A 19,982-nucleotide genomic window follows, 5' to 3' on the forward strand; every position below is an offset into this window, starting at 1 on the left:
CGTTTATTGGTTTCGGATTAAGACCGAACATCATCCACGGATGTGCTGTCTAAATACGGCAACGTAAACCGGAATACGGTTTCCTGTTGGCACCGTTCGGCTTGAAGTAGTCCTCCGTGCGCCTCTACGATGGAACGGCACACTTTCAGTCCCATGCCCATACCATTGGGTTTAGTTGTAAAGAGTGCGTCGAAAAGCTCCTCTGCGGAGTGTTCGCCGAACCCACACCCATTGTCCTGGACGGTCACCATCGCAAACGCGGAATCATGCGAGGTGGAGTTCACGATCAGAGACTTTTGCGTCCCGACCACGGGTAGCAAAGCGTCCATAGAATTACGTATCAGGTTTTCCAGAACCTGTTGAATCTGTGTGCGATCACCGAGTACCGGTTTGGCTACAGCGGTTTGCAGGCGTAATCGGATATTCGCGCGGTCGAGCTCGCCCTGCAGTAGAAACGCGACTTCCCTGATGGCATCGTCGAGGTCCACAGGAACCTTAGTAATACCCGAATTGGACGCCACAGCCCGTAACCCTCTGAACACGTCAGCAGCCCGACGGGCGTCTCGAGCCACTCGTCGAGCGGAATCGCGTGCCCGAGCTGTTTCTGCGGGTGATTTCGACAGCCACCTAAGACAAGCCTCCGCGTTCGTAATGATTCCCGTGAGTGGCTGGTAAACCTCGTGGACAATTGATGCTGCCATCTCGCCCATCGTGGAGAGGCGATGGGCACGCGCGAGTTCCGCGCGCGCCGCTTGTAACGCATTCTCCGCATTACGTCGTTCCGTGACATCAACGGTTACCCCGATGTATTGCAGATCTTCTGTGTCGTCAGTCTGCGGGTGACCTTCCACTTGCACGTATTTGATTTCCCCGAAGCCGACCACAATCCTGAATTCGAGTTTGAAGACGCGCCGAGCGGCAATGGCTTTCACGAGTGCGATTCGCACAAGTGGGAGGTCGTCAGGGTGGGTCAGGTTTACTAGTTTTGCACTCGGGATACGTCGTTCACGCGGAATTTCATATATCCGGAAAAATTCTGAGGACGCTTCTAACAGGTCCGTACCCGCGCGCCACCTCCAGCTGCCCGTTTGACTCATCCGTTGCATGTGGGCAAGCTCTTTTTTGTTTGCACACAGCGCAACTTCGACCTCTTCAATCGTTCTATTCTCGAGAGCGATGCGTGCACGAAGCCGCAAATTTTCTCGTTTCACCGCAGCTTGCGCTGAGAGTATGTTCAGGTGGGAAATGAGGGACCAATCGAACGGTAGGGTATCGCGGTGTGTGTCGAGACAGAGCATCTCCTTGCTCTCGTCACTATTGAGCAGGGGCACACACAACATGGGGCTATCAATGGTGTCGGGTTGTGGGTCCACCCAGACTTGCGCCCGCTCAGAGGAGGTAGTCCCCAAGAAAACCGGCATATAGGTCAGCGAAACCGTATCGAAGACGTTCCTGAACAGTCCCTCCGACTCGACGGGTCGCCTACCATGGCTGACGATGATTTCGTCATTGTGCGAGCGCCGTGCCTCACATTCGACGAACATATTCCCCCCGTCGTTCCTGATGAGCCGAACCCGGTTTGCCTTCGCCATCGATATGGCGTTTTTCAGGAAAGTCGCGACGACTTCCGTTTCGTTGGTATCACGTGAAAGTTGTTGAGAAGCCTGGACCATTGCCAGTAGCTGCGTGCGATGCCCATTACCGATCATGCCTGTTTTAGTACTCAAATTCGGTTTCTGTGTGTGACGGGAGGCCTGATTCTGCCGCTTGCCCACTTGGAGTGTTGCATGCAGTTAAACTGTTTAGGTCTGCCGGGCTAGCTGATCTTGGGGGTCCTCAGTTGGTGAAGCGTCGGACGAACGACCTCTTCAAGGGGCCTGCGCTCCGGCCTTAACCGGAAGAGGATGCTCATGCTGAGCAATGTTGTGAGGAGGAGGCTCCCGAGCTCCGTCGAGGGTTGAGTGCGGATAATTTCTCCCTGCAGTTGGCCCGCATACACGCACTCTGTCAGATACTTCTCAATCGCCTCAATTGTTTCCGAGACGATCGCAGAACAGTCCGTATCGAGGTTTTCTGCTTCGAAACCGGCCCTAATTAGCAGCCTCGCGTCACTCCTCGCCGGATGAACGAAGAAGCGCTCGATTTTGCGGAACGGGGAGAGCTGGGGCGGGTCCGCTTCTATTGCGCGCCTGAAACTTCGCTCGACGCTCTGAACGAGTGCGCTGCGGAACAATGACCGCTTGTCACCGAACGAGTTGTAGAGGCTTCCGCAACTTACGTCCGCACGGAGCGCATTCTTGCGCATCGACGCGTCCAGGAAGTCGTCTGCGCCAAAATAGCTGATGGCTGCGTCGATGACGTCGAACTCATTGAATTCTCGTCGACGTGGCATGATTTTGCGCAAGTTCAACTGTTTAGGAACCCGGATCCGGGCCCGCATAAAGATAACATTGCCGACGAGCGTTCTTTTGCGAGCCGAATTCGATTGGTTCGGACCTCCGTTGCTTCTTTGGCGGAACTCTTGATAATCGCTATGCGCCGCGGTATGGATATCGTTCAAGAGGAATGGCTCGCTACGCCCGTATTTGGTCAGTCGCCCTATCGTATAGGTCTTTCTATGACGCAATCTTTTGAATTGAGTCGGAGGGGGCCTTAATTCTGGGTGCCGCGAATCATCTATTCGACGGTCGGGGCACGCGTATTGCACTGCGCTGAACTTCTCAGTATGGTCATTTACCATCCATGCATCACACTGGGCCGTGTCTGTTGACAGTTTGACGTTGCGACATGAGCTTCGGCGCTTCCTGCCCCTGCCTATCAGTTTCCCACCGGGCAAGGTCACTGTTGATATTAGCAAGTTCTGAGTTTGTTGCGTCGGCGCATACGTATGTGCCGATATACTTCGGTATGTTCTACTTGGACTTGGACGTCTTTGCGGAATGCGCCCATAAAACGTTTCGTCCTAGTCTGAATTGTAGAGCGTAATGCAAGTCAAGTTAGTCGAATCACATCGTTACGCTGTAACGATGTGGGAATCCCATTCAAGCTGCGAGAGTCTTCCCGAAAGTTTGGAACGTACGGCGATATCTCATGCGACTATTATCAAGTGGCGAGCGCGCGGCGCCTGCTGCGGGAGGGCTCTCTCCGTAGCCGCATCGCACCGCCGGTGCTGATTACGAAAGAGCAACGTTCCGCGTCTGCAGCGAATTGCTGTAGCGTATCTGCGAACTGTTTCACGTCGAAGACGTCGTGCTGGACGCGGTCACGGACCGCGACGGGCGAAGAGCCGGCCGGTCTTTTGGACCTAGGCGGTATGATTCGCACAGCCGGCGCCACCTTCGCGCGATGGTCGGCTGATTCAGCCGAGCATTCCGACCTGGTGTCGTGACCGTCAGAGAACGACGCAGACGTAGGGAGGGGACTTGATTGCAGCGCCGGTGACGGCAAATGGGTGCAATATATGACGGACTTCTACAGGCAGACTGCCCGTAAGAGGTAAGGGGCAGCATCAGGCGTTTGAGCCGAAGCGGTGCTGGCGGGTGATGTGTCTTCTTCCGTGAGTCGAATTGATGCTTCGAGAACTGATCGCTGAGTACGGTTTGCCGCTGGTTTTTCTGAATGTACTGCTTGAGTCGCTTGGTTTGCCAGTGCCGGCGATGCCGGCGCTTTTACTAACCGGCGTAATCACCTCGTTGGTAGGCGGCCATGAGAACGTTTGGTCGATTAGGCTATCCCTGTTTAATGTGGTGGTCGTTGCAACGAGTTCTGCTCTCGTGGGTGACTTGTTGTGGTTTTGGCTGGGGCGACGTTATGGGAGCCGCGTACTGGGATTCCTATGCAGCATGTCGATATCGCGGGACAGTTGTGTGAGCAAGAGCGGCGAGCTTTTTGGAAAGTTCGGCGTTCGTGTGCTTGTCGTAACCAAATTTTTTCCGGGCCTCTCTACGCTCGCGGTCCCGTTGGCCGGTGCGATGGGCGTATCTCTCATCGATTTTCTCTTTTACGATGCCGTCGGGGCTGCACTATGGGCGACCGTCGGGGTAGCTCTCGGCTCGGTGTTTGCTGATACCGTAGAACCGATTCTTAACGTCCTCGACTGGTTGGGTTTTGGGACCGCGATTATTGCCGCGATTTCTCTGGTTATTTACGTAGGTATCCGATGGCGACACCGAGCGACCCTGCTCAGGCGTTTGCGCATGCCTCGGGTCGACGCTGTGCAGCTTGATGCGCTGCTGACACAAGAGCCTCCGCCTTGCATCATAGATGCGCGACGGGGGCTGAGGCGACAGAGCGACCCTGTGCGGATCCCAGGCGCGATTGTGCTTGACCAATGTGCATCGGTAGCGCAGCTTGACGGATTGGACAGGAGCAGGAAATTTGTCGTTTACTGCGACTGTCCAAACGAAGTGAGTGCGGCATTAGTCGCGGAGCAAATGAAGACGGAAGGGTACAGCCAAGTGTTTCCTCTCGCCGGAGGACTCGAAGCATGGCGGGCTTCCGGCTTCGCCCTTGAACCGCTCTTGCTTGACGAGGCGACGCGAGAAGCGGTGGACAAGATTCATGTCCGATCCGCATCATGAGAAGTGGGGCGGGTTCATACTCAGCGCCTGACGTGTGCCATTGCGCGTCAAAGCTGGGAGATCAGCGCCGCAATGACGACGGAGCAAAGAAATAGCGACAGTGCTCGACTTGCGGAGATCATCGTTGGCTTACGAAGACCGGCTGGTAGATACTGTATCCCGGTTGCCATCGGTCGAACCAGATCTTGTCGCTTCACGATCCGATACAGGGCAATAACTGCTATGTGGATAGTGACAAACGTCATCAAAATCTTGAACAGTAACCCATGCAAAGATACGAACATATTTGAGGTATCGCCGGAGAAGATACCGAAAAGCGGTCCTACCCGGGCCACGTCGTTATAGGCATATAGTCCGGTCAATACCTGCATAGACAGTACTAGGATGAGCGCAATAACCATCCATCCGCCGCCGGGCGTGTGTCCGACGTACGTCGAGCCAGCGTTGGAAAAGAAGCGACGCACGTAGACCAGCGCGCCCGAGGGGCGTACGAGAAACCGCCTAAAACGCGCCGTGTCGCTACCCCAAAAACCCAACAGAATCCGGAAGATCAGTAGGGTAAGGGTTAATTGCCCCAGACGAACGTGCCACGTGATCCAGTTGTACCGGGATGTCACATACGCCGCGATGACGAGACAGACAATCGACCAGTGAAAGATTCTCACTGACTGGTCCCACACCCGTACAGGCAGGCGTTTGGTTTCAGGGGAAAGTGACTCTGATGCCTTATCCAAAATTTACCCTTTTTTGGCAATACAATCGCAGGAGTTTATGCTGCGAGTGTACGTCGTGCGAGCCGCCTTCCATAAGTATGCCATGCAGATATTTGGTATCGCTGTTTTATACCAAGGTATTGCATTGCATTTGCTGTGCGCAATAACCTCAGAATTGTCACGAGGAAGAAGCGATGCCTGCCGTCACAATGCGGACACAACATACGGGAAGTTCACTGGATCCTTTCGAGGCAAGAGATAGGAAAGGTTAAGGGCGGAATTGCGCAGCGAATATACCGACGGATGCGGTGGCGATACGCAGTGAATATTGTAGCGTACCGTCTCCATCGCTAACATTCCCTCCCAGTGCCGTCAGAGCGGTAATCAACCATGGGTTGCTCTATTAGGGCCGCACACCGGGCATGGAGACCACAGTCAAGCTCGCCTCTCCGAAGAGGCACAGCGCTTGTGTGATCGGGATCGAGAAAGTTCACTAATTGTGATGTCGACCAACGAAGAAGGTGTCAAATGACTCTAGAAGCCCGCGAAGACATTATTGAGAGAGCGTTGCTGTGCCTTTTAGCGCCACAACCGGCTGCAAAAGTAGCGCTTGTTAAAAAGAAGAAATTTCGTCGAACGAAAACCATGCTCTGCGAGGAGGCGAAGGAAACTCCGAAGAAAGAACGGTCGCCCGCTAGGATTTCGATAATAGAACGGCTTTCATCCGTCACGCTTAGTATTTGCTGGAGCGACTCGACCACGGGGTATTTTGGCGAACAGGTCTGGAGGATCGGTCTTGCACACGGTCGGTCATTCTGCGCGCTGAGTGGTATGCCGATCAAGATCGGCGATTCAGTTTTTCGACCATGGGTGAGCGAGACGCGCGCGCCGGCAAACAGTCATCGAATGATCCTTGCGTCGTGCGTACGCATACCGAGCTCACGATGGTGATCGCGGGGCATTGATCAAAATGACAACGCGTCTTCTTTTGCGCTAGTTGCGGCACAGCTGGTCGCTGTTCTTCGGCACCGCTATATAAGCCAGTTAGGAAGCCCGGCGCGGGCGTCCCAGGTCATAGAACACCGGAGCAAACATGTCGGCCACTCGTTCGAGCAGCATAGAGAAACGTCTAGAAAACGTAGCTAGTCGAATCAAGTCTTTCCGCAACGAAGAGCTAGGGTTCATCGCTAGTTTGTTGCCCGTAATCCTACGAACCGCGCAGCGCGCGCTTGCGCTCTCTGTTGCAGTATGGTCAATACTGGAGTTGCCAATCGAGTTGATACTCGTACAATCATCGTCGGAGCGTTTCGCTTCGGCAGCGGGGCGACTAATTTGGGTCGTGTTGGCCCTCGGGACGATATGCAAGATCCGGTTTGCCAGGGCTATATTTCTTTTCCTGTGTGCGGTCAGTTCGATAGTTGTTGCGCAGGCGCTGCCGATGGCATATGAATCGTCTCCGCTGGTGTTCAGTGTGCTGGTGGTGGATCTTTTGCTTAAAGTAATGGCGCTTGGGATACCGCTGATCCTTCCTCTTGTCGTTCCACATTCTCGCTAAACTGAATGTGCCTTAGCTTCGTCGTTCTCCCCGGATTCAGGCCAGGAGTTCTTTACTGTGCGAGGCGCGGGACGGACGACCGTCCATTCCGCAACACCACGGCGTCAAGCCATAACAGGTGCGCCGCTGCAGCAATGTCGCGGTGACGATGTGCACATCGGATCCGAAGAATCCATTTCGCGCGGATTTACGCCCGCCAGTCTCTCAATTCCACGGTGATCTTTTCATCAACCGTAAAGCCTGTTTGCGATCCGCTGATCGACCTGAACGCATCTGAGTTCCGCGCAATCGCTTTTTGCACTGAGCATGCGCTATGCTCATTTCTCAAGCGCCAGTACGCCGACTTTTGAGAAGTTCCGCGTTTTCGGTTCTGCTTCTATTGCCAGCGTTTCGGTCCTTCTTTGATTGGCTCGTTGCAAAAAAAGAGCCCGCCGATAGGCGGGCAAATTCCTTTCCAGTCCGACGACAGGGGTTGTCGTCAAATTGAGCTTATCACCGACTTAGACGACCTCGCGATGGTTCGTTACGCGGTAACAGATGGCGGATTGACAAGTCCGGTCTGACTTTGTGCTGCGGCGCTGACCGGAGAAAACGCGACCCAATCGCTCGTATGTTGCAGGAAGATCCTGAAGTGTCTCCGCTCGCATCAAACACAATTTTTTCAATCGACGACTCCTTCTGCGACAAGCTTCTCCCGTAGGTGGTGAAGTTGTCGTCCCGTTTCATTCGGCGAACGCCGTTGAAAGATCGTAAGCATGTCTTTGCCAGAATCTTTCGTGCTGTTGATTGTCGGATAAGCAGTCCCACGCTGCCTATGTCTTTCGTTAAGCAAATGGAACTCGTAGCCTAAGAAGAAATACGGCCTCATTCTTCGTTCGTTTCAGGGCGTGCGTGGATAGTACGACCGGAATCCTATGCGGCAGTATATATGCTCGATACCCACGCGACATTGCGGCTTAAGGCGCGTCGCCATACCATCAATCGCTAGCGTGACATGCTGCCTGTCGGGCGGTGGATACGGATACGTCTCGACGGGCAGTAGATTGTCTTGGCTGTTCCAGATTCTCATCCAAGAAAGTCTCCCGAATAGCCAACATCGCCGAACAAGCCAACGAGGAGGTTGAAATGAAGTCGTGTCGCCGTGAGTTCATCGTACGAAGCGCTGTAGGGTTGGTGTCGAGCGCTTTCTTTCCGCTCGTCGCTCATGCAGCGGAGGAACTGTCCGAGACTGACCCGAGCGCAGTCGCACTCGGCTATCGAGTGGATGCGACCAAGGTGGACAAAGCCAAGTTCCCGAGGTACGCCGCCGGCCAGAACTGTGCGAACTGTCAATTCTACCAAGGCAGTGCATCTTCAAAGACTGCTGCCTGCCCACTGTTCACCGGTAAGACCGTCGAAGGGGCTGGCTGGTGTAATGGGTACGCGAGAAGAGGGTAACTTACCGCCGGTTTCCGCGCGCGAATCGCTAGTTCTGCAACAAATTGCGTGTTCGCATTTCCGTTCTCCGGCGGCGTCGAGCCGAATCGAAGAGGCACTCAGCCGCCCGGGACGTCGCCTGCCCGAAAGCCTGTCTCCGATACACACCACATCAGGGCGCAAGGCCTACGAGGCATATTTCCAGGATCGAGGTCGAAAATGGACGTGACATCAGATGCTCCGCATCGCCCATCATTGCGTGACGAGAAGGTCGTAATCGCGCCCTCTTCACGCGTTACGGTCTGGCAACCGAGAATCCCGCCCAAGACGTTGCTTCTTGACGTGCTGTTCGCAGTGACTTTGGTCTGTGGGGCAGCGTTCGCGCTGGCCAAGTACCACTCACACATGAATTTTTACGACAGACTGGTGCTTGTATGTGCGATTCCTGCCCTTACCACGCTGGGATGGCGTTGGAAGCCGGCGCGCATGCTAATGGTCGGTATCGCTGGATTATCCCTGTTCGCGATTAACCTGTATGGCGATGCTCTGGGTCGAGCTGATCACGCGTTTTTCCTGAAGTACCTTCTATCGAGTCAATCCGCAATTTTGTGGATGAGCGCGCTATTTGTCCTCGCAACCCTGTTCTACTGGATCGCGATGTTTGCTCGCTCGACATCGGCGGGCGCAATCGCATCGAAGCTCACATGGAGCGCTGTTCTGATGGGTTTTGTCGGAATGATGGTGCGCTGGTACGAGTCCTATCTGATCGGACCAGACATTGGGCATATTCCCGTTTCGAACCTGTATGAGGTATTCGTACTGTTCAACCTTATCACGGCGCTCTTCTATCTCTATTACGAGAGGCACTACAACACGCATGCGCTCGGAGCTTTCGTATTGTTGGTAATTAGCGCCGCGGTCGTCTTTATGATGTGGTATTCAATATCGCGAGATGCCCAACAGATTCAGCCGCTTGTCCCGGCGCTACAGAGCTGGTGGATGAAAATACACGTGCCGGCGAACTTCATCGGATACGGCACTTTCGCTCTATCCGCGATGGTTGCCGTCGCCTACCTGATGAAAGACAAGGGCATCTTGGGTGATCGCCTCCCGGCGCTCGAAGTACTAGACGATGTGATGTACAAGTCAATTTCTGTCGGATTCACATTTTTTACCATCGCGACGATTCTCGGTGCGCTATGGGCGGCGGAAGCGTGGGGCGGGTACTGGAGTTGGGACCCCAAGGAGACCTGGGCGCTAATAGTATGGCTGAACTACGCTGCATGGTTGCATATGCGGCTGCTAAAGGGCCTTCGGGGCAGGCCCGCGGCATGGTGGGCATTGACGGGGTTAGTAGTCACGACATTCGCCTTCATTGGCGTAAATATGTTTCTTTCGGGTCTGCATAGCTACGGGAAACTGTGAAAGTGGTGTGCGCCTTCGTAAGCACTCGCGGTCGACGGGGCGTCCTCTAAACCGGCGGTCTGCGCGAAGAGGGTTATGCGGCGCCGCCGCGACTCGCTCATGAAGTGTCCAGACGCGCGGACGCTGATGCAGCGTCCGAAGCGTCTTTGCAAGGATTTTTGACAGACGCCTTCGTCGCGCCATGTCAGGGCCTTGCTGAGCAGGAAATTCGTGTCAAGTCCATGCGCCTGGCTGCGCAGGACCGCCTCGTAACGATGCATCTCTGCAGATCGTCGTTCGCTTTGCAGCTGCCAGAGCGAGCGCAACCCGTTAGGCAGCCCTTCTTCCCGCGGCCGTCCGGGTGATGTTTGCCGGGATTGTTCGCGGCGTTGTCGGTCGATGTCCCGTTGCAGGCGGCGGATACCGGCGTTCACAATGCCGCCGACCTATCCCTCGGGCTCGAGCGTGTGAAGCATGCGATTCTTGATCGATGTCTTTCCATCCCGAACGGGTTTTCAGCAGTACGCGCCCAATGCGTACAAATCTGATCATCGCCCGTTTGAAAACGTTCGCTTTACGAGAGATCAAAGGGGGATTTCTCATGCGAATGTTATCGATTGGCGAGACTGCGGCTGAACTGGGCGTAGCGGTAGGCACACTACGACGCTGGCATCGGCAGGGACGATTGATGCCGGCTTGCCGGATTATCGGCGGGCATCGGCGTTACCAACGCGATGCCGTGCGGGCCGCGGCCGGCACTGTGCCTGCTTCAACCGCAAAGACAATCTGCGACGCCCGTGTTTCCTCGCACGACCAGGCTGAACAGCTGAAGACGCAGGCTTCGCGGCTGCAGAAGCATTGCGTTGAGAGCGGTTCCGCCGGAGTCGAAGTCATTTCAGACCTTGGAAGCGGATTAAATTATCGCAAGAAAGGACTGCAGCGATTACTGCAGGAAATCCTTCGGGGACGCGTCGCCCGTCTCGGGCTGGTCACGAAGGACCGGCTGCTGCGCTTTGGCAGCGAGCTGCTATTTCGCATACGCGAATTCTTTCGCGTCGACGTCGTGGCTCTCGAGAGCGCGCCGGATGCCAGCCGCGAGCAGCAGCTCACCGAAGACCTCGTCGAGATCCTGACCGTTTTTTCGTCCCCTCTGTACGGATCACGTAGCCGCAAGAATCTGCGGGTGCTGGCGGTCTGATGCACTCGACGACGCAGACAAGTCTTTACCTGCCGGCGCGCGACTTACAGACGCTCGACGCGATGGCCACGTTGTACGGCACGATGAAGCGCGAGCTGTACGCGCGGATTGCGGCCCAAGGTGGTAAGGCGAAGTCGCACAAGACGGCATTCTGCCGGGAGCCGGCATTTCGGCCCGTATGTTCAACGCAATCGCAGTTGAACTTCAGGGACTGCTTGATGGTACAAGCAAGCTGCTGGATGTCGAGCGCAAGGATTCGCTCAAGGCGACACGCCGCCAGCAGCGCCAGCTCGATGCCAGGCGGGCGCGCACCTGGTCGAGATGGAGGCTGACCGGCTGCGCATGCATCCGCAACGCGAGGCAAAGCTTCGTCACACCACACATCGCAATGGCCTGGCGCTGAGGCGTCTGCAGACGAAGCTGCCCGGGGTCGAACGTCGGCTCGCTGCGAATGTGCCGGAAATCTGCTTCGGCACGCGTGGCGGACTCAGGATTAAAGTGCGTAGATAATGCCCGCAAAGATCGATCCGAACAGGAACCACTTGATTGCGTAGTAGGTGGGTCGATGCCAAACCTTGATCCGCTTTCCCAATCGACGGATTGCGTAGATATATTTGAACACACGATTCAGATAGCCGATACGGTCGCCGGTTTCGTTTGGAGACGCGGCGGCGCGGAGCACCGCGTTCGAGAAAGCGCGGTTAAATGCAGCAGCCCAGCGATAACGCATCGGACGTTCAATATCGCAGAAGAGAACGATGCGCGAAATTTCGGTTTCGTTTTTTGCGTAATGGATATAGGTTTCGTCGAACATGACCTCCTCACCATCGCGCCAGTAATATTTCTCTCCATCAACCTCGATATAGCAACTGGGACTGGAGGCGGTGACGAGTCCGAGATGGTAACGAATGGATCCGGCGTATGGATCGCGATGTCTAACGAGGCTCGCGCCAGGTGGTAACTGGGCAAACATCGCTGCTCTTACGGTCGGAATCTCCTGTAGCAAACGTGTCGTCACTGGACAAAGCGCCAGTGCAGACGGATGAGGATTGTCGTACCACTTCAAATAGAACCGGCGCCATCCGGTTTTGAAGAATGAGTTAAATCCTATATCGCCGTAGTTTGCTGCAGCCGCGATTTTCTGTGCTGCGTCGACTGCCATGGCTTCATCGCGGATAGTCTCCCAGTTTGCTTTAAGGGGCGCAAGTTCGGGAAAGCTAGGGGCGTCGATATACGCGCCTCGTTTCAGCGTCGAGAATATGTAGAAGATGGCATTAATCGGCGCTAAAAAAGTTGAATGATCGGATAATTGGCGCCAGAACGCGAAGCGTACCCTGCCTCGCATTGCGACGTAGGAAGCGCTAGCCACAAACCAGAACAAAAACAACACGCGCACCGTACACTCCTAGGTAATCCGCCGAGATAATTCGATCGGCAAAGGTTGCTTCCGGCGCTACGACGTGTGTGCGACCGTACCGGAGTTCTATCTTAACGAGGCGGTTCGTGCCGGGCCTGTCGGGCCGTCCTTGCGTCACTCAAAGTCAGCGCGACGGAAATATCCGAGTGAAAACTAAGGGGCGAAATATGTCGACGGAGTGCACAGGCGCGCCTAAGGCTGCCGCGAATTAACTGATCGAAAAATATATCTGTGTTTTTTCGTTTCTCTCGATGACCAGCGGGAACACGCTAGCGCTCCGACGTGGATGACGAGTTCCTGTCATTTTAAATGAAGCGGAATCGGAACCGCTGCATCCATCGGTATACATGACTGATACATGAGCATGTTTGGCATGGTCGCGCGAGTCGTTGGGGACAAGGGCGTTCCCAGCCTTGAATGATTGATGTATCGCGAGCGCGAAGTCAGCGGGCGCAGGCGGCGGGACGTAAAGACGGACGCTGCGTCGACGCTCGGTTCGACATCGATAGACGCCGATCGAGACCTTGGCAGGCGGGATCTACGTTTCACTTTCAGACCATCACTGCTGTCGTTGAAGAGTTCGCCGCGCGTCGTAATCGGGTCCGTTGATTCTTCGGCTGTGATCTGACTTCTCAAGGGCGTCGCGTGACCCGATGCGACGTGAGTGTGAACTCGGGGGCATACTCACGCATATTGCTTGCATACTCAAGCGCCGTTGCACCTCTATGTCTTCCGGCGGGAAACTATATGTGTTCACCTACACACGAGGAGCAGTGCCATGAGAATTGCCGGTATCTTGGGCGTCGCCCTGACAGGATTGTCCGTGACGATTGCCGTTGCTGCATACGGGCAGACGGATACGCGCTTGCCCTACAAAGGGACGACCGCGACTGTTGTCGACGGCAAGGGAAATATGCAGGTGCCCGCCGATTACCGGACAACTTATCAGATGCTGGGGAGCTGGGCTGTCGCCGCAGACAATGGCGCGGGATCAAAGCAATTGCACGTGGTCTACGCATCTCCAGGGACCATCGCCGCGTACCGCAAGGACGGACATTTCCCGGATGGCACTGTTCTCGTGAAAGAAGTGTACAAGACGAACACGAAGCCAATGACGACCGGAACGGTAAGTAGTGCCGGCACCCTTTCTGGCTGGTTCGTAATGGTTAAAGATGACGTCGGACGCTTTCCGGAAAACAAGCTTTGGGGCGACGGATGGGGTTGGTCCTGGTTTGATGCAACCGATCCGAAGAAAACTACATCCACAGACTATAAGAAGGACTGCCAGTCGTGTCACATACCGGCTCAAGCGTCAGACTGGATATACACAACGGGTTATCCGCCCCTGAGTCGATAAAGCGCGCACGGCCTCGATGAGGTGTCGGTTGAGCCACTGCTCTCGTTCGAGCATTTTGGGGAAGCGAGGGTCACGGTGAGGTGCTGGTTGTCCTTCGCTTTCGAAAATTTCCCATGGTGCCTGACAAGAGGCGCTGAACGGTTCGACCGATGCAACATTTTGGCGAAATACCGAGGAGGTAAATCATATGAAGGCAATCATTGTGACGGACCCGGCTGCCGGGACGGCCGGCATGAAGCTCGCCGACCGGCCTGAGCCGGAGGCAGCGATAAACGATGTCATCGTTCAGGTCCATGCGTCGGGGTTCACTTGGGATGAGCTGACGTGGCCCTCGACGTGGACCGATCGTCAAGGCCGTGACCGGACACCATCGATTCCCGGGCAAGAGTTGGCAGGTGTAGTCACCGCTCTCGGCTATGGCACGAGGGGATTATCGGTGGGACAACGCGTGTTCGGACTTACGGACTCATATCGCAGCGGTACCTTGGCCGAGTATGTGGCGATTGAGGCACGCAACCTCGCGCCGCTGCCGGGCGACGTCGACTTCGCGGTCGGCGCGAGCGTCGCGATGCCAGGGTTGACCGCGTGGCAGGGATTGTTCGACCACGGTCGCATCGAGGCCGGCCAAAGCGTTCTGGTGCATGGCGCGGCCGGTGCAGTCGGTTCGATCGTAACTCAGCTCGCACGGGAGGCAGGCGCCTATGTCATAGGCACGGGACGCGCTGGGCACCGTCGGGCGGCACTCGAGTTCGGCGCGCACGAATTTATCGATCTTGAGAACGACGACCTGAAAGATGTCAGTGCAGTGGATTTGGTTTTCGATGTGTTCGGTGGCGACATCGGGAAGCGATCCGCTGGTGTGGTCCGAGCCGGAGGAACGCTGGTGACAATCGCCGGGCCGGCCGAGGCGCGACCTGTAGACGGACTGGCGATCGACTTCGTTGTCGTATCCGATCGCACGCAACTGAGCGAAGTCATCCAGCGTGTCCGTGAGGGACGGTTACGCACGCATATCGGCAAAGTCTCTAACCTCGAGGACGCAGTTAGCGCGCTCAACCCGACCGAAAAGACCAACGGAAAAACGATCATAAGAATTCGTCCGTGAGCGATACACGGCCGTCACTGCGACGGTTCCAGTAAAGAAGCACGCAACATGGAGAGAATGCACATGAAGGCGATTGTGGCAACCGATCAGACGGCGGGATTGGCAGGATTGAAACTTGTCGAGCGGCCGGAGCCGACGGCCGGGATAAATGACCTTATTGTTCGGATTCAGGCATCCGGGTTCGTCCCCACTGAAATGGCATGGCCCTCGACTTGGACAGATCGCAGCGACCATGACCGAAAACCGTCGATCCCTGGCCACGAGCTGGCCGGAGTGGTTACCGCTCTCGGCTACGGAACGACGGGTCTGTCTGTGGGCCAAAGGGTGTTCGGCCTCGCCGACTGGTACCGTGACGGAACCTTGGCGGAGTATGTGGCGATTGAGGCGCGTAACTTGGCACCGCTGCCCGGGGACGTTGACTTTACGGTGGGCGCCAGCCTGCCAATCTCGGGACTGACCGCCTGGCAAGGGCTGTTTCAACATGGACGCCTTCAGGCAGGCCAGCGCGTGCTCGCTCACGGTGCGGCTGGGGCAGTCGGAACGATGGTGACGCAACTCGCGCGAGAGGCCGGCGCTTATGTCATTGGCACAGGGCGCGCCGCCGACCGTCAGAAGGCCCTCGACTTCGGCTCGCAAGAGTTTGTCGACCTCGATAGCGATACGCTGGAGGACGTCGGCGGAGTTGATCTTGTGTTCGATGTCATCGGTGGCGACATCGGCAAACGATCCGCAGGCTTGGTTCGAGCCGGAGGGACACTGGTGTCTGTTGTCGGGCCGTCCGAGGCGCGTCCTTATAACGGGCGTGCGATTGATTTTGTTGTTGAGTCCGATCGCGCCCAATTGAGCGAGATTGTCCAGCGGGTGCGGGACGGACGACTACGGACCAACATTGGCGAGATCTCGACCCTCGACGATGCCGTCGCGGCCTTGAACGCGACCAAACGACGTGAAGGGAAGACGATTATCCGCATTCGGCAGTGAGAAGTCAGTAAAGCGCGGTAACCGATACACGTAACTATTTGCTTGCTCGCCCGAGCGCGTTGCTGCGGTCAGTCCAGCCAAAATGCAGTACATGAGCGATGCATGAAGCTCGACTGCCAACGGTAACGCGTTCCGCGATCGGCCAGTCAACGGAGTCTCTTGACTGCGGTATCGAAAGTCGCAGGACGCGTTCGCGTTCGAACGACGGCATATTCGCCATGTGTCGCCCTGAAGACGGGAACGGACGGCGCGTTCTCCGGGAAATAACATTCCGCGCCACACGACGGTTTTGACCTGTCGCTCGGGATTGACAGGACCGATCCAATCCAATCCATGGCTAAAGTAATGCTCGGGTGTGGTCCGCGAGTGTCCCGGCAGAGAGCTGCGCTACGAGTTTAGTGGCGCTCCACCGTTGGTTCGTCAAGTAGCGACGGCACGTAGAGCGAGCGCCATAACGATATATCCATCAGATTAAGGAGGTTTAACATGCATCAGCGTGCTGTACTTGCTGGGGGATGCTTCTGGGGAATGCAGGAGCTAATCCGCAAGCTTCCCGGTGTTGTTTCGACTCGCGTCGGTTATACCGGGGGCGACATTTTGAACGCGACCTACCGCAATCATGGCACTCATGCGGAGGGGATCGAGATAGTCTTCGATACAACGCAGACTAGCTACCGGCGCATTCTGGAGTACTTCTTTCAAATCCACGATCCGACGACACTGGACCGTCAAGGTAACGATGTGGGAACAAGCTACCGTTCCGCGATTTTCTATACGACCGACGAGCAGAAAAAGGTGGCGCTGGAGACCATTGCCGACGTGGAAGCATCGGGCCGGTGGCCGGGCAGCGTTGTCACTGAGCTTGAGCCTGTCGGACACTTCTGGGAAGCTGAGCCGGAGCATCAGGACTATCTTGAGAAGCAGCCGGGAGGGTATACCTGTCACTTTCCTCGTCAAAACTGGGTCCTTCCGAAGAGCGAGACAGTAGACGATTCCGCGACAATTCATACTCTTGCTCGCGCGAATACCCGGTCTTAGGTGCAGTACGTCATGCAAGAACTTTGCGTCTGGCCAGATGGCAGTGTTCGCACTGGGTGCCGGGTGCTCAACGCGGTGCGTCTCGGTTGCGAACGAAACCAGCGTCGGCTGTTCAACGACGTGAGCTTCGGCCTCGCGGCCGGTGACATGTTGCGCATCATAGGTCCCAACGGCAGCGGAAAAAGCAGCCTTCTGCGTCTGCTATGCGGGTTGGCTCAGCCGGCTTTGGGGCATGTTGAGCTGTTCGGCCAAGCCCTTGCCCAGCAGCGCGGAGCCCTCGCTTCTCGGCTGCTATGGATAGGGCATGCCCCCGGTGTGAAGGCACTCTTGACCGTTGAGGAAAACCTGTCATGGCTAGGAGCATTGCACGGGCGCGATGCGATCGCCGCCGTAGAGCGGGCGATCGTCGCGGTGGGCCTGCGCGGCTTTGAGGACACGCGCTGCCATGCCCTGTCGGCGGGCCAGCAGCGTCGCGTCGCATTGGCGCGCCTGTACCTGCCCAGTGCGCCAATGCTGTGGCTACTGGATGAACCGTTCACGGCGCTGGATAGGGCAGGCACAGCGCAACTTGAAGCGCACTTGGCAGTGCATTGTGAGCGCGGCGGTACGGTGGTGCTGACTACGCACCACGAACTGACCCAACGGGCGCGAGCTTACGCTGTCCTTGATCTTGGGCAGTACGCCACGTGACCATGGTCGTGATTTCCTTACTTAACCGCGAGTTGCGTCTGTTATGTCGCCAACCAGGGGACGTTGTTAACCCCTTAGCGTTTTTCTCCGTTGTCGTTGCGCTGTTTCCGCTAGCGCTGGGGGCGCAATCACAGTTTCTGCAACAAGCCGCGCCAGGGCTAGTGTGGGTCGCGGCGCTGCTGGCCATGCTGCTTTCGCTAGACGGCCTGTTTCGTGCTGATTTCGAAGATGGTTCGCTGGAGCAATGGATGCTTTCATCGCACTCGATGCTGGTGCTGGTACTGGTCAAAGTAACCGCGCACTGGATTTGCAGCGGCCTGGCGATGGTGGTGATGGCCCCTCTCCTTGCCCTGATGCTCGGCCTCCCAACCCATTGCTTTGGCGCGCTGCTGCTTTCCCTGTTGCTGGGGACGCCTGTGCTCATCCTGCTCGGTGCAGTCGGCGCCGCGCTCACGGTTGGTTTGCGTCGAGGCGGGTTGTTACTGGGGCTGCTAATCCTGCCGCTGTATGTCCCGGTGCTGATCCTAGGTAGCGGTGCTCTGCAAGCCGCGTTGCAGGGCCTGCCTGTTGCGGGATACCTGCTGTGGTTGTCGTGCCTTACTGCGCTGGCAATGACTTTGGCGCCGTTTGCGATTGCCGCGGCGCTTTCCATCAGTGTCGCCGAATGACGCGCCATCCGTGGTGCCGACCCGACGACCGCTCAAGAGCAACTCGAATGAACTGGACCTGGCTACACAAATGGGGCTCGCCAAAGCTGTTCTACTCCATGAGTGGCAGGTGTCTGCCATGGCTCGCATCTGCGAGCGCGCTTTTGCTCGTGATCGGCCTGTCATGGGGACTGGCATTTGCGCCCGCAGACTACCAGCAGGGCGACAGCTTTCGCATTATGTACATCCACGTGCCGGCTGCTCTGCTTGCTCAATCGATCTACGTCATGTTGGCGACTGCCGGGGTCATCGGGGCGATCTGGAAAATAAAGCTGGCGGACGTCGCGCTGCAGCAGGCGGCCCCCATCGGCGCCTGGATGACATTCATCGCGCTGAGCACTGGGGCGATCTGGGGCAAGCCCACCTGGGGCACTTACTGGGTATGGGACGCACGCCTGACCTCCATGCTCATCCTGCTGTTCCTGTATCTAGGTGTCATCGCGTTGGGCCAGGCGATCACCAATCGCGATAATGCCGCGCGCGCCTGCGCGGTGCTATCCGTGGTCGGCGTTGTCAACATTCCCATCATCAAGTATTCGGTCGAATGGTGGAACACTTTGCACCAGCCCGCCAGCTTCTCGCTGACGCATGCACCGGCCATGCCGGCGCAGATGTGGCTGCCATTGTTATTAGCCGTGCTGGGATTCTATTGCTTCTTCGGAGCGGTATTGTTCGCGCGTATGCGCCTGGAAGTGCTGCAGCGCGAGACCGGCAGCCGCTGGGCGGACGCTGAGGTCGCCCGGCTTCTGGAGAGTCGGACATGATCGCATTCGTGTCGTTCGCTGATTTTCTCGCCATGGATGGACACGGCGCCTACGTCTGGAGTGGCTATGGTTTGTGCGTTGCTCTATTGGCATTGAACGTGATGCTGCCTTTGCTGGCACGCCGTCGGTACCTGAATAAACTCGCGCGCAGCCGACGCCGGGAGGTTTCGCAATGACTCCCGCACGAAAAAAGCGACTGTATTGGATGCTGGCGCTGCTCTGTGGCGCAAGCGCGGCCGCGGCGTTGGCAATGGCGGCGTTGCGGCAAAACATCAATCTGTTTTACACCCCAACTCAGATCGCGGCTGGTGAGGCACCGCGCGGCACACGCATTCGCGCGGGTGGGCTGGTAGAGACGGGTTCGTTGAAACGCACGCCGCGTTCACTGGCACTGCGATTTGTCGTGACGGACGGGGAGAGCAGTATCCTCGTGCGCTACGAGGGCATTCTGCCCGACCTTTTCCGCGAGGGCCAAGGTATTGTCGCCATGGGTCACATAGAGCCCGACGGGGTACTCGACGCTGATGAAGTCCTTGCCAAGCATGATGAGAAATACATGCCACCTGAAGCGATGGGTGCGCTGAAGAAAACCGGTGTGAAAGAGCAGCTTTCGCACGGCAAACAGGAGTCGTATCGATGATCCCAGAGCTCGGACTATTAGCCCTGATCCTGGCGCTATGTCTCGCGCTGGTTCAAGCAAGCGTCCCGTTAGTAGGCGCCTGGCAGGGCGATCCGCGCTGGATGGCGCTGGCGAGGCCGGCCGCGTGGGGACAGCTCATGTTCTTGATGTTCAGTTTCGCCTGCCTGGCGCACGCGTTCCTGACTGACGATTTCTCGGTTGCGTATGTTGCGCAAAATTCAAACAGCGCGCTGCCCTGGTATTACAAGTTCAGCGCAATCTGGGGTGCGCACGAGGGCTCGTTGCTCCTATGGGTTGAACCGCCTCCGATTTTTCTGGACACGAATTTGGGGTAAAACGTGTGTCTGAAAATGGAGTTGAACATGCCGAATAAGTTGAATGTTGCAGAGGTTGTGCCGGGGGCGGTGGAAGGAGCGC

The 19,982-nt window shown here is 56.6% G+C and carries 22 protein-coding genes; 17 read left to right on the forward strand and 5 right to left on the reverse strand.

The genetic code is table 11. From position 1 onward, the window contains the following. Nucleotides 1-17: 17 nt before the first annotated feature. Both J8I87_RS31895 and J8I87_RS31900 read right to left on the reverse strand, forming a co-directional pair. Nucleotides 18-1,727 carry a sensor histidine kinase gene (locus J8I87_RS31895; RefSeq protein WP_209936153.1) on the reverse strand — a complete coding sequence of 570 codons (1,710 nt, stop codon included), beginning with the start codon at nucleotides 1,725-1,727 and terminating at the stop codon, nucleotides 18-20. 89 nt (nucleotides 1,728-1,816) lie between these two features. Then, nucleotides 1,817-2,560, reverse strand: coding sequence for a TetR/AcrR family transcriptional regulator (locus J8I87_RS31900; protein ID WP_209936154.1), 744 nt, complete (start codon nucleotides 2,558-2,560; stop codon nucleotides 1,817-1,819). Between the two features lie 1,009 nt (nucleotides 2,561-3,569). On the opposite strand from J8I87_RS31900, the gene J8I87_RS31905 reads away from it, so the two are divergent. Then, nucleotides 3,570-4,580 carry a VTT domain-containing protein gene (locus J8I87_RS31905; RefSeq protein ID WP_209936155.1) on the forward strand — a complete coding sequence of 337 codons (1,011 nt, stop codon included), beginning with the start codon at nucleotides 3,570-3,572 and terminating at the stop codon, nucleotides 4,578-4,580. A gap of 47 nt (nucleotides 4,581-4,627) precedes the next feature. Here J8I87_RS31905 and J8I87_RS31910 read toward each other — a convergent pair whose 3' ends face one another. Further along, a complete protein-coding gene (locus tag J8I87_RS31910) occupies nucleotides 4,628-5,260 on the reverse strand; it encodes a cytochrome b/b6 domain-containing protein (protein WP_313067121.1) in 633 nt (210 codons plus the stop codon). 678 nt (nucleotides 5,261-5,938) lie between these two features. Between J8I87_RS31910 and J8I87_RS31915 the strand changes: the two genes are divergently transcribed. From J8I87_RS31915 to ccsB, 4 genes are all read left to right on the forward strand, one after another. Beyond that, nucleotides 5,939-6,244 carry a DUF3331 domain-containing protein gene (locus J8I87_RS31915; RefSeq protein WP_245254317.1) on the forward strand — a complete coding sequence of 102 codons (306 nt, stop codon included), beginning with the start codon at nucleotides 5,939-5,941 and terminating at the stop codon, nucleotides 6,242-6,244. A gap of 142 nt (nucleotides 6,245-6,386) precedes the next feature. Next, nucleotides 6,387-6,848, forward strand: a complete 462-nt coding sequence (locus tag J8I87_RS31920) for a hypothetical protein (RefSeq protein WP_209936159.1) — start codon at nucleotides 6,387-6,389, stop codon at nucleotides 6,846-6,848. Between the two features lie 1,125 nt (nucleotides 6,849-7,973). After that, on the forward strand, nucleotides 7,974-8,285 hold the full coding sequence (locus J8I87_RS31925; RefSeq protein ID WP_209936160.1) for a high-potential iron-sulfur protein: 312 nt from the start codon (nucleotides 7,974-7,976) through the stop codon (nucleotides 8,283-8,285). 198 nt (nucleotides 8,286-8,483) lie between these two features. Beyond that, entirely contained in the window at nucleotides 8,484-9,689 is a 1,206-nt protein-coding gene (ccsB, locus tag J8I87_RS31930; RefSeq protein ID WP_209936161.1) for a c-type cytochrome biogenesis protein CcsB, read from the forward strand. Here the strand turns inward: ccsB and J8I87_RS31935 are convergent. Beyond that, entirely contained in the window at nucleotides 9,674-10,102 is a 429-nt protein-coding gene (locus J8I87_RS31935) for a hypothetical protein (protein WP_209936162.1), read from the reverse strand. The two genes, ccsB and J8I87_RS31935, sit on opposite strands and share 16 nt — an antisense overlap. Nucleotides 10,103-10,200: 98 nt before the next feature. On the opposite strand from J8I87_RS31935, the gene J8I87_RS31940 reads away from it, so the two are divergent. Beyond that, complete coding sequence (locus tag J8I87_RS31940) at nucleotides 10,201-10,866, forward strand: IS607 family transposase (RefSeq protein WP_245254315.1); 666 nt, start codon at nucleotides 10,201-10,203, stop codon at nucleotides 10,864-10,866. A 178-nt stretch (nucleotides 10,867-11,044) separates the two neighbouring features. Further along, a complete protein-coding gene (locus tag J8I87_RS31945; RefSeq protein ID WP_209936163.1) occupies nucleotides 11,045-11,269 on the forward strand; it encodes a hypothetical protein in 225 nt (74 codons plus the stop codon). A gap of 90 nt (nucleotides 11,270-11,359) precedes the next feature. On the opposite strand, the gene J8I87_RS31950 is transcribed toward J8I87_RS31945, so the two are convergent. Then, the gene (locus J8I87_RS31950; protein ID WP_209936165.1) at nucleotides 11,360-12,262 is read right to left on the reverse strand and encodes an aspartyl/asparaginyl beta-hydroxylase domain-containing protein; all 903 of its coding nucleotides are present in this window, start codon (nucleotides 12,260-12,262) and stop codon (nucleotides 11,360-11,362) included. Nucleotides 12,263-13,061: 799 nt separating this feature from the next. Between J8I87_RS31950 and J8I87_RS31955 the strand changes: the two genes are divergently transcribed. The 10 genes from J8I87_RS31955 to J8I87_RS32000 all read left to right on the forward strand — a co-directional run bounded on the left by J8I87_RS31955 (nucleotide 13,062) and on the right by J8I87_RS32000 (nucleotide 19,900). Beyond that, nucleotides 13,062-13,640, forward strand: coding sequence for a cytochrome P460 family protein (locus tag J8I87_RS31955; RefSeq protein WP_209936166.1), 579 nt, complete (start codon nucleotides 13,062-13,064; stop codon nucleotides 13,638-13,640). Nucleotides 13,641-13,827: 187 nt separating this feature from the next. Further along, nucleotides 13,828-14,745, forward strand: coding sequence for an NADP-dependent oxidoreductase (locus tag J8I87_RS31960; RefSeq protein WP_209936167.1), 918 nt, complete (start codon nucleotides 13,828-13,830; stop codon nucleotides 14,743-14,745). A 63-nt stretch (nucleotides 14,746-14,808) separates the two neighbouring features. Beyond that, nucleotides 14,809-15,726 carry an NADP-dependent oxidoreductase gene (locus J8I87_RS31965; RefSeq protein WP_209936168.1) on the forward strand — a complete coding sequence of 306 codons (918 nt, stop codon included), beginning with the start codon at nucleotides 14,809-14,811 and terminating at the stop codon, nucleotides 15,724-15,726. A 486-nt stretch (nucleotides 15,727-16,212) separates the two neighbouring features. Next, on the forward strand, nucleotides 16,213-16,764 hold the full coding sequence (gene msrA / locus J8I87_RS31970) for a peptide-methionine (S)-S-oxide reductase MsrA (RefSeq protein ID WP_209936169.1): 552 nt from the start codon (nucleotides 16,213-16,215) through the stop codon (nucleotides 16,762-16,764). Nucleotides 16,765-16,776: 12 nt separating this feature from the next. After that, on the forward strand, nucleotides 16,777-17,454 hold the full coding sequence (ccmA, locus tag J8I87_RS31975; protein WP_209936171.1) for a cytochrome c biogenesis heme-transporting ATPase CcmA: 678 nt from the start codon (nucleotides 16,777-16,779) through the stop codon (nucleotides 17,452-17,454). 2 nt (nucleotides 17,455-17,456) lie between these two features. After that, nucleotides 17,457-18,122: a heme exporter protein CcmB gene (ccmB, locus tag J8I87_RS31980; RefSeq protein ID WP_209936172.1), complete on the forward strand. Its 666-nt coding sequence runs from the start codon at nucleotides 17,457-17,459 to the stop codon at nucleotides 18,120-18,122. Nucleotides 18,123-18,169: 47 nt separating this feature from the next. Next, on the forward strand, nucleotides 18,170-18,925 hold the full coding sequence (locus J8I87_RS31985) for a heme ABC transporter permease (RefSeq protein WP_209936173.1): 756 nt from the start codon (nucleotides 18,170-18,172) through the stop codon (nucleotides 18,923-18,925). Further along, on the forward strand, nucleotides 18,922-19,101 hold the full coding sequence (ccmD, locus tag J8I87_RS31990) for a heme exporter protein CcmD (RefSeq protein ID WP_209936174.1): 180 nt from the start codon (nucleotides 18,922-18,924) through the stop codon (nucleotides 19,099-19,101). The genes J8I87_RS31985 and ccmD overlap by 4 nt, the downstream gene beginning before the upstream one ends. After that, nucleotides 19,098-19,565, forward strand: coding sequence for a cytochrome c maturation protein CcmE (ccmE, locus tag J8I87_RS31995; RefSeq protein WP_209936175.1), 468 nt, complete (start codon nucleotides 19,098-19,100; stop codon nucleotides 19,563-19,565). Before ccmD ends, ccmE begins: the two co-directional genes overlap by 4 nt. Then, entirely contained in the window at nucleotides 19,562-19,900 is a 339-nt protein-coding gene (locus J8I87_RS32000) for a hypothetical protein (protein WP_313067118.1), read from the forward strand. The genes ccmE and J8I87_RS32000 overlap by 4 nt, the downstream gene beginning before the upstream one ends. Nucleotides 19,901-19,982: the final 82 nt, after the last annotated feature.

The sequence above is a fragment of the Paraburkholderia sp. LEh10 genome, from assembly GCF_017814945.1.
GTDB lineage: Bacteria > Pseudomonadota > Gammaproteobacteria > Burkholderiales > Burkholderiaceae > Paraburkholderia.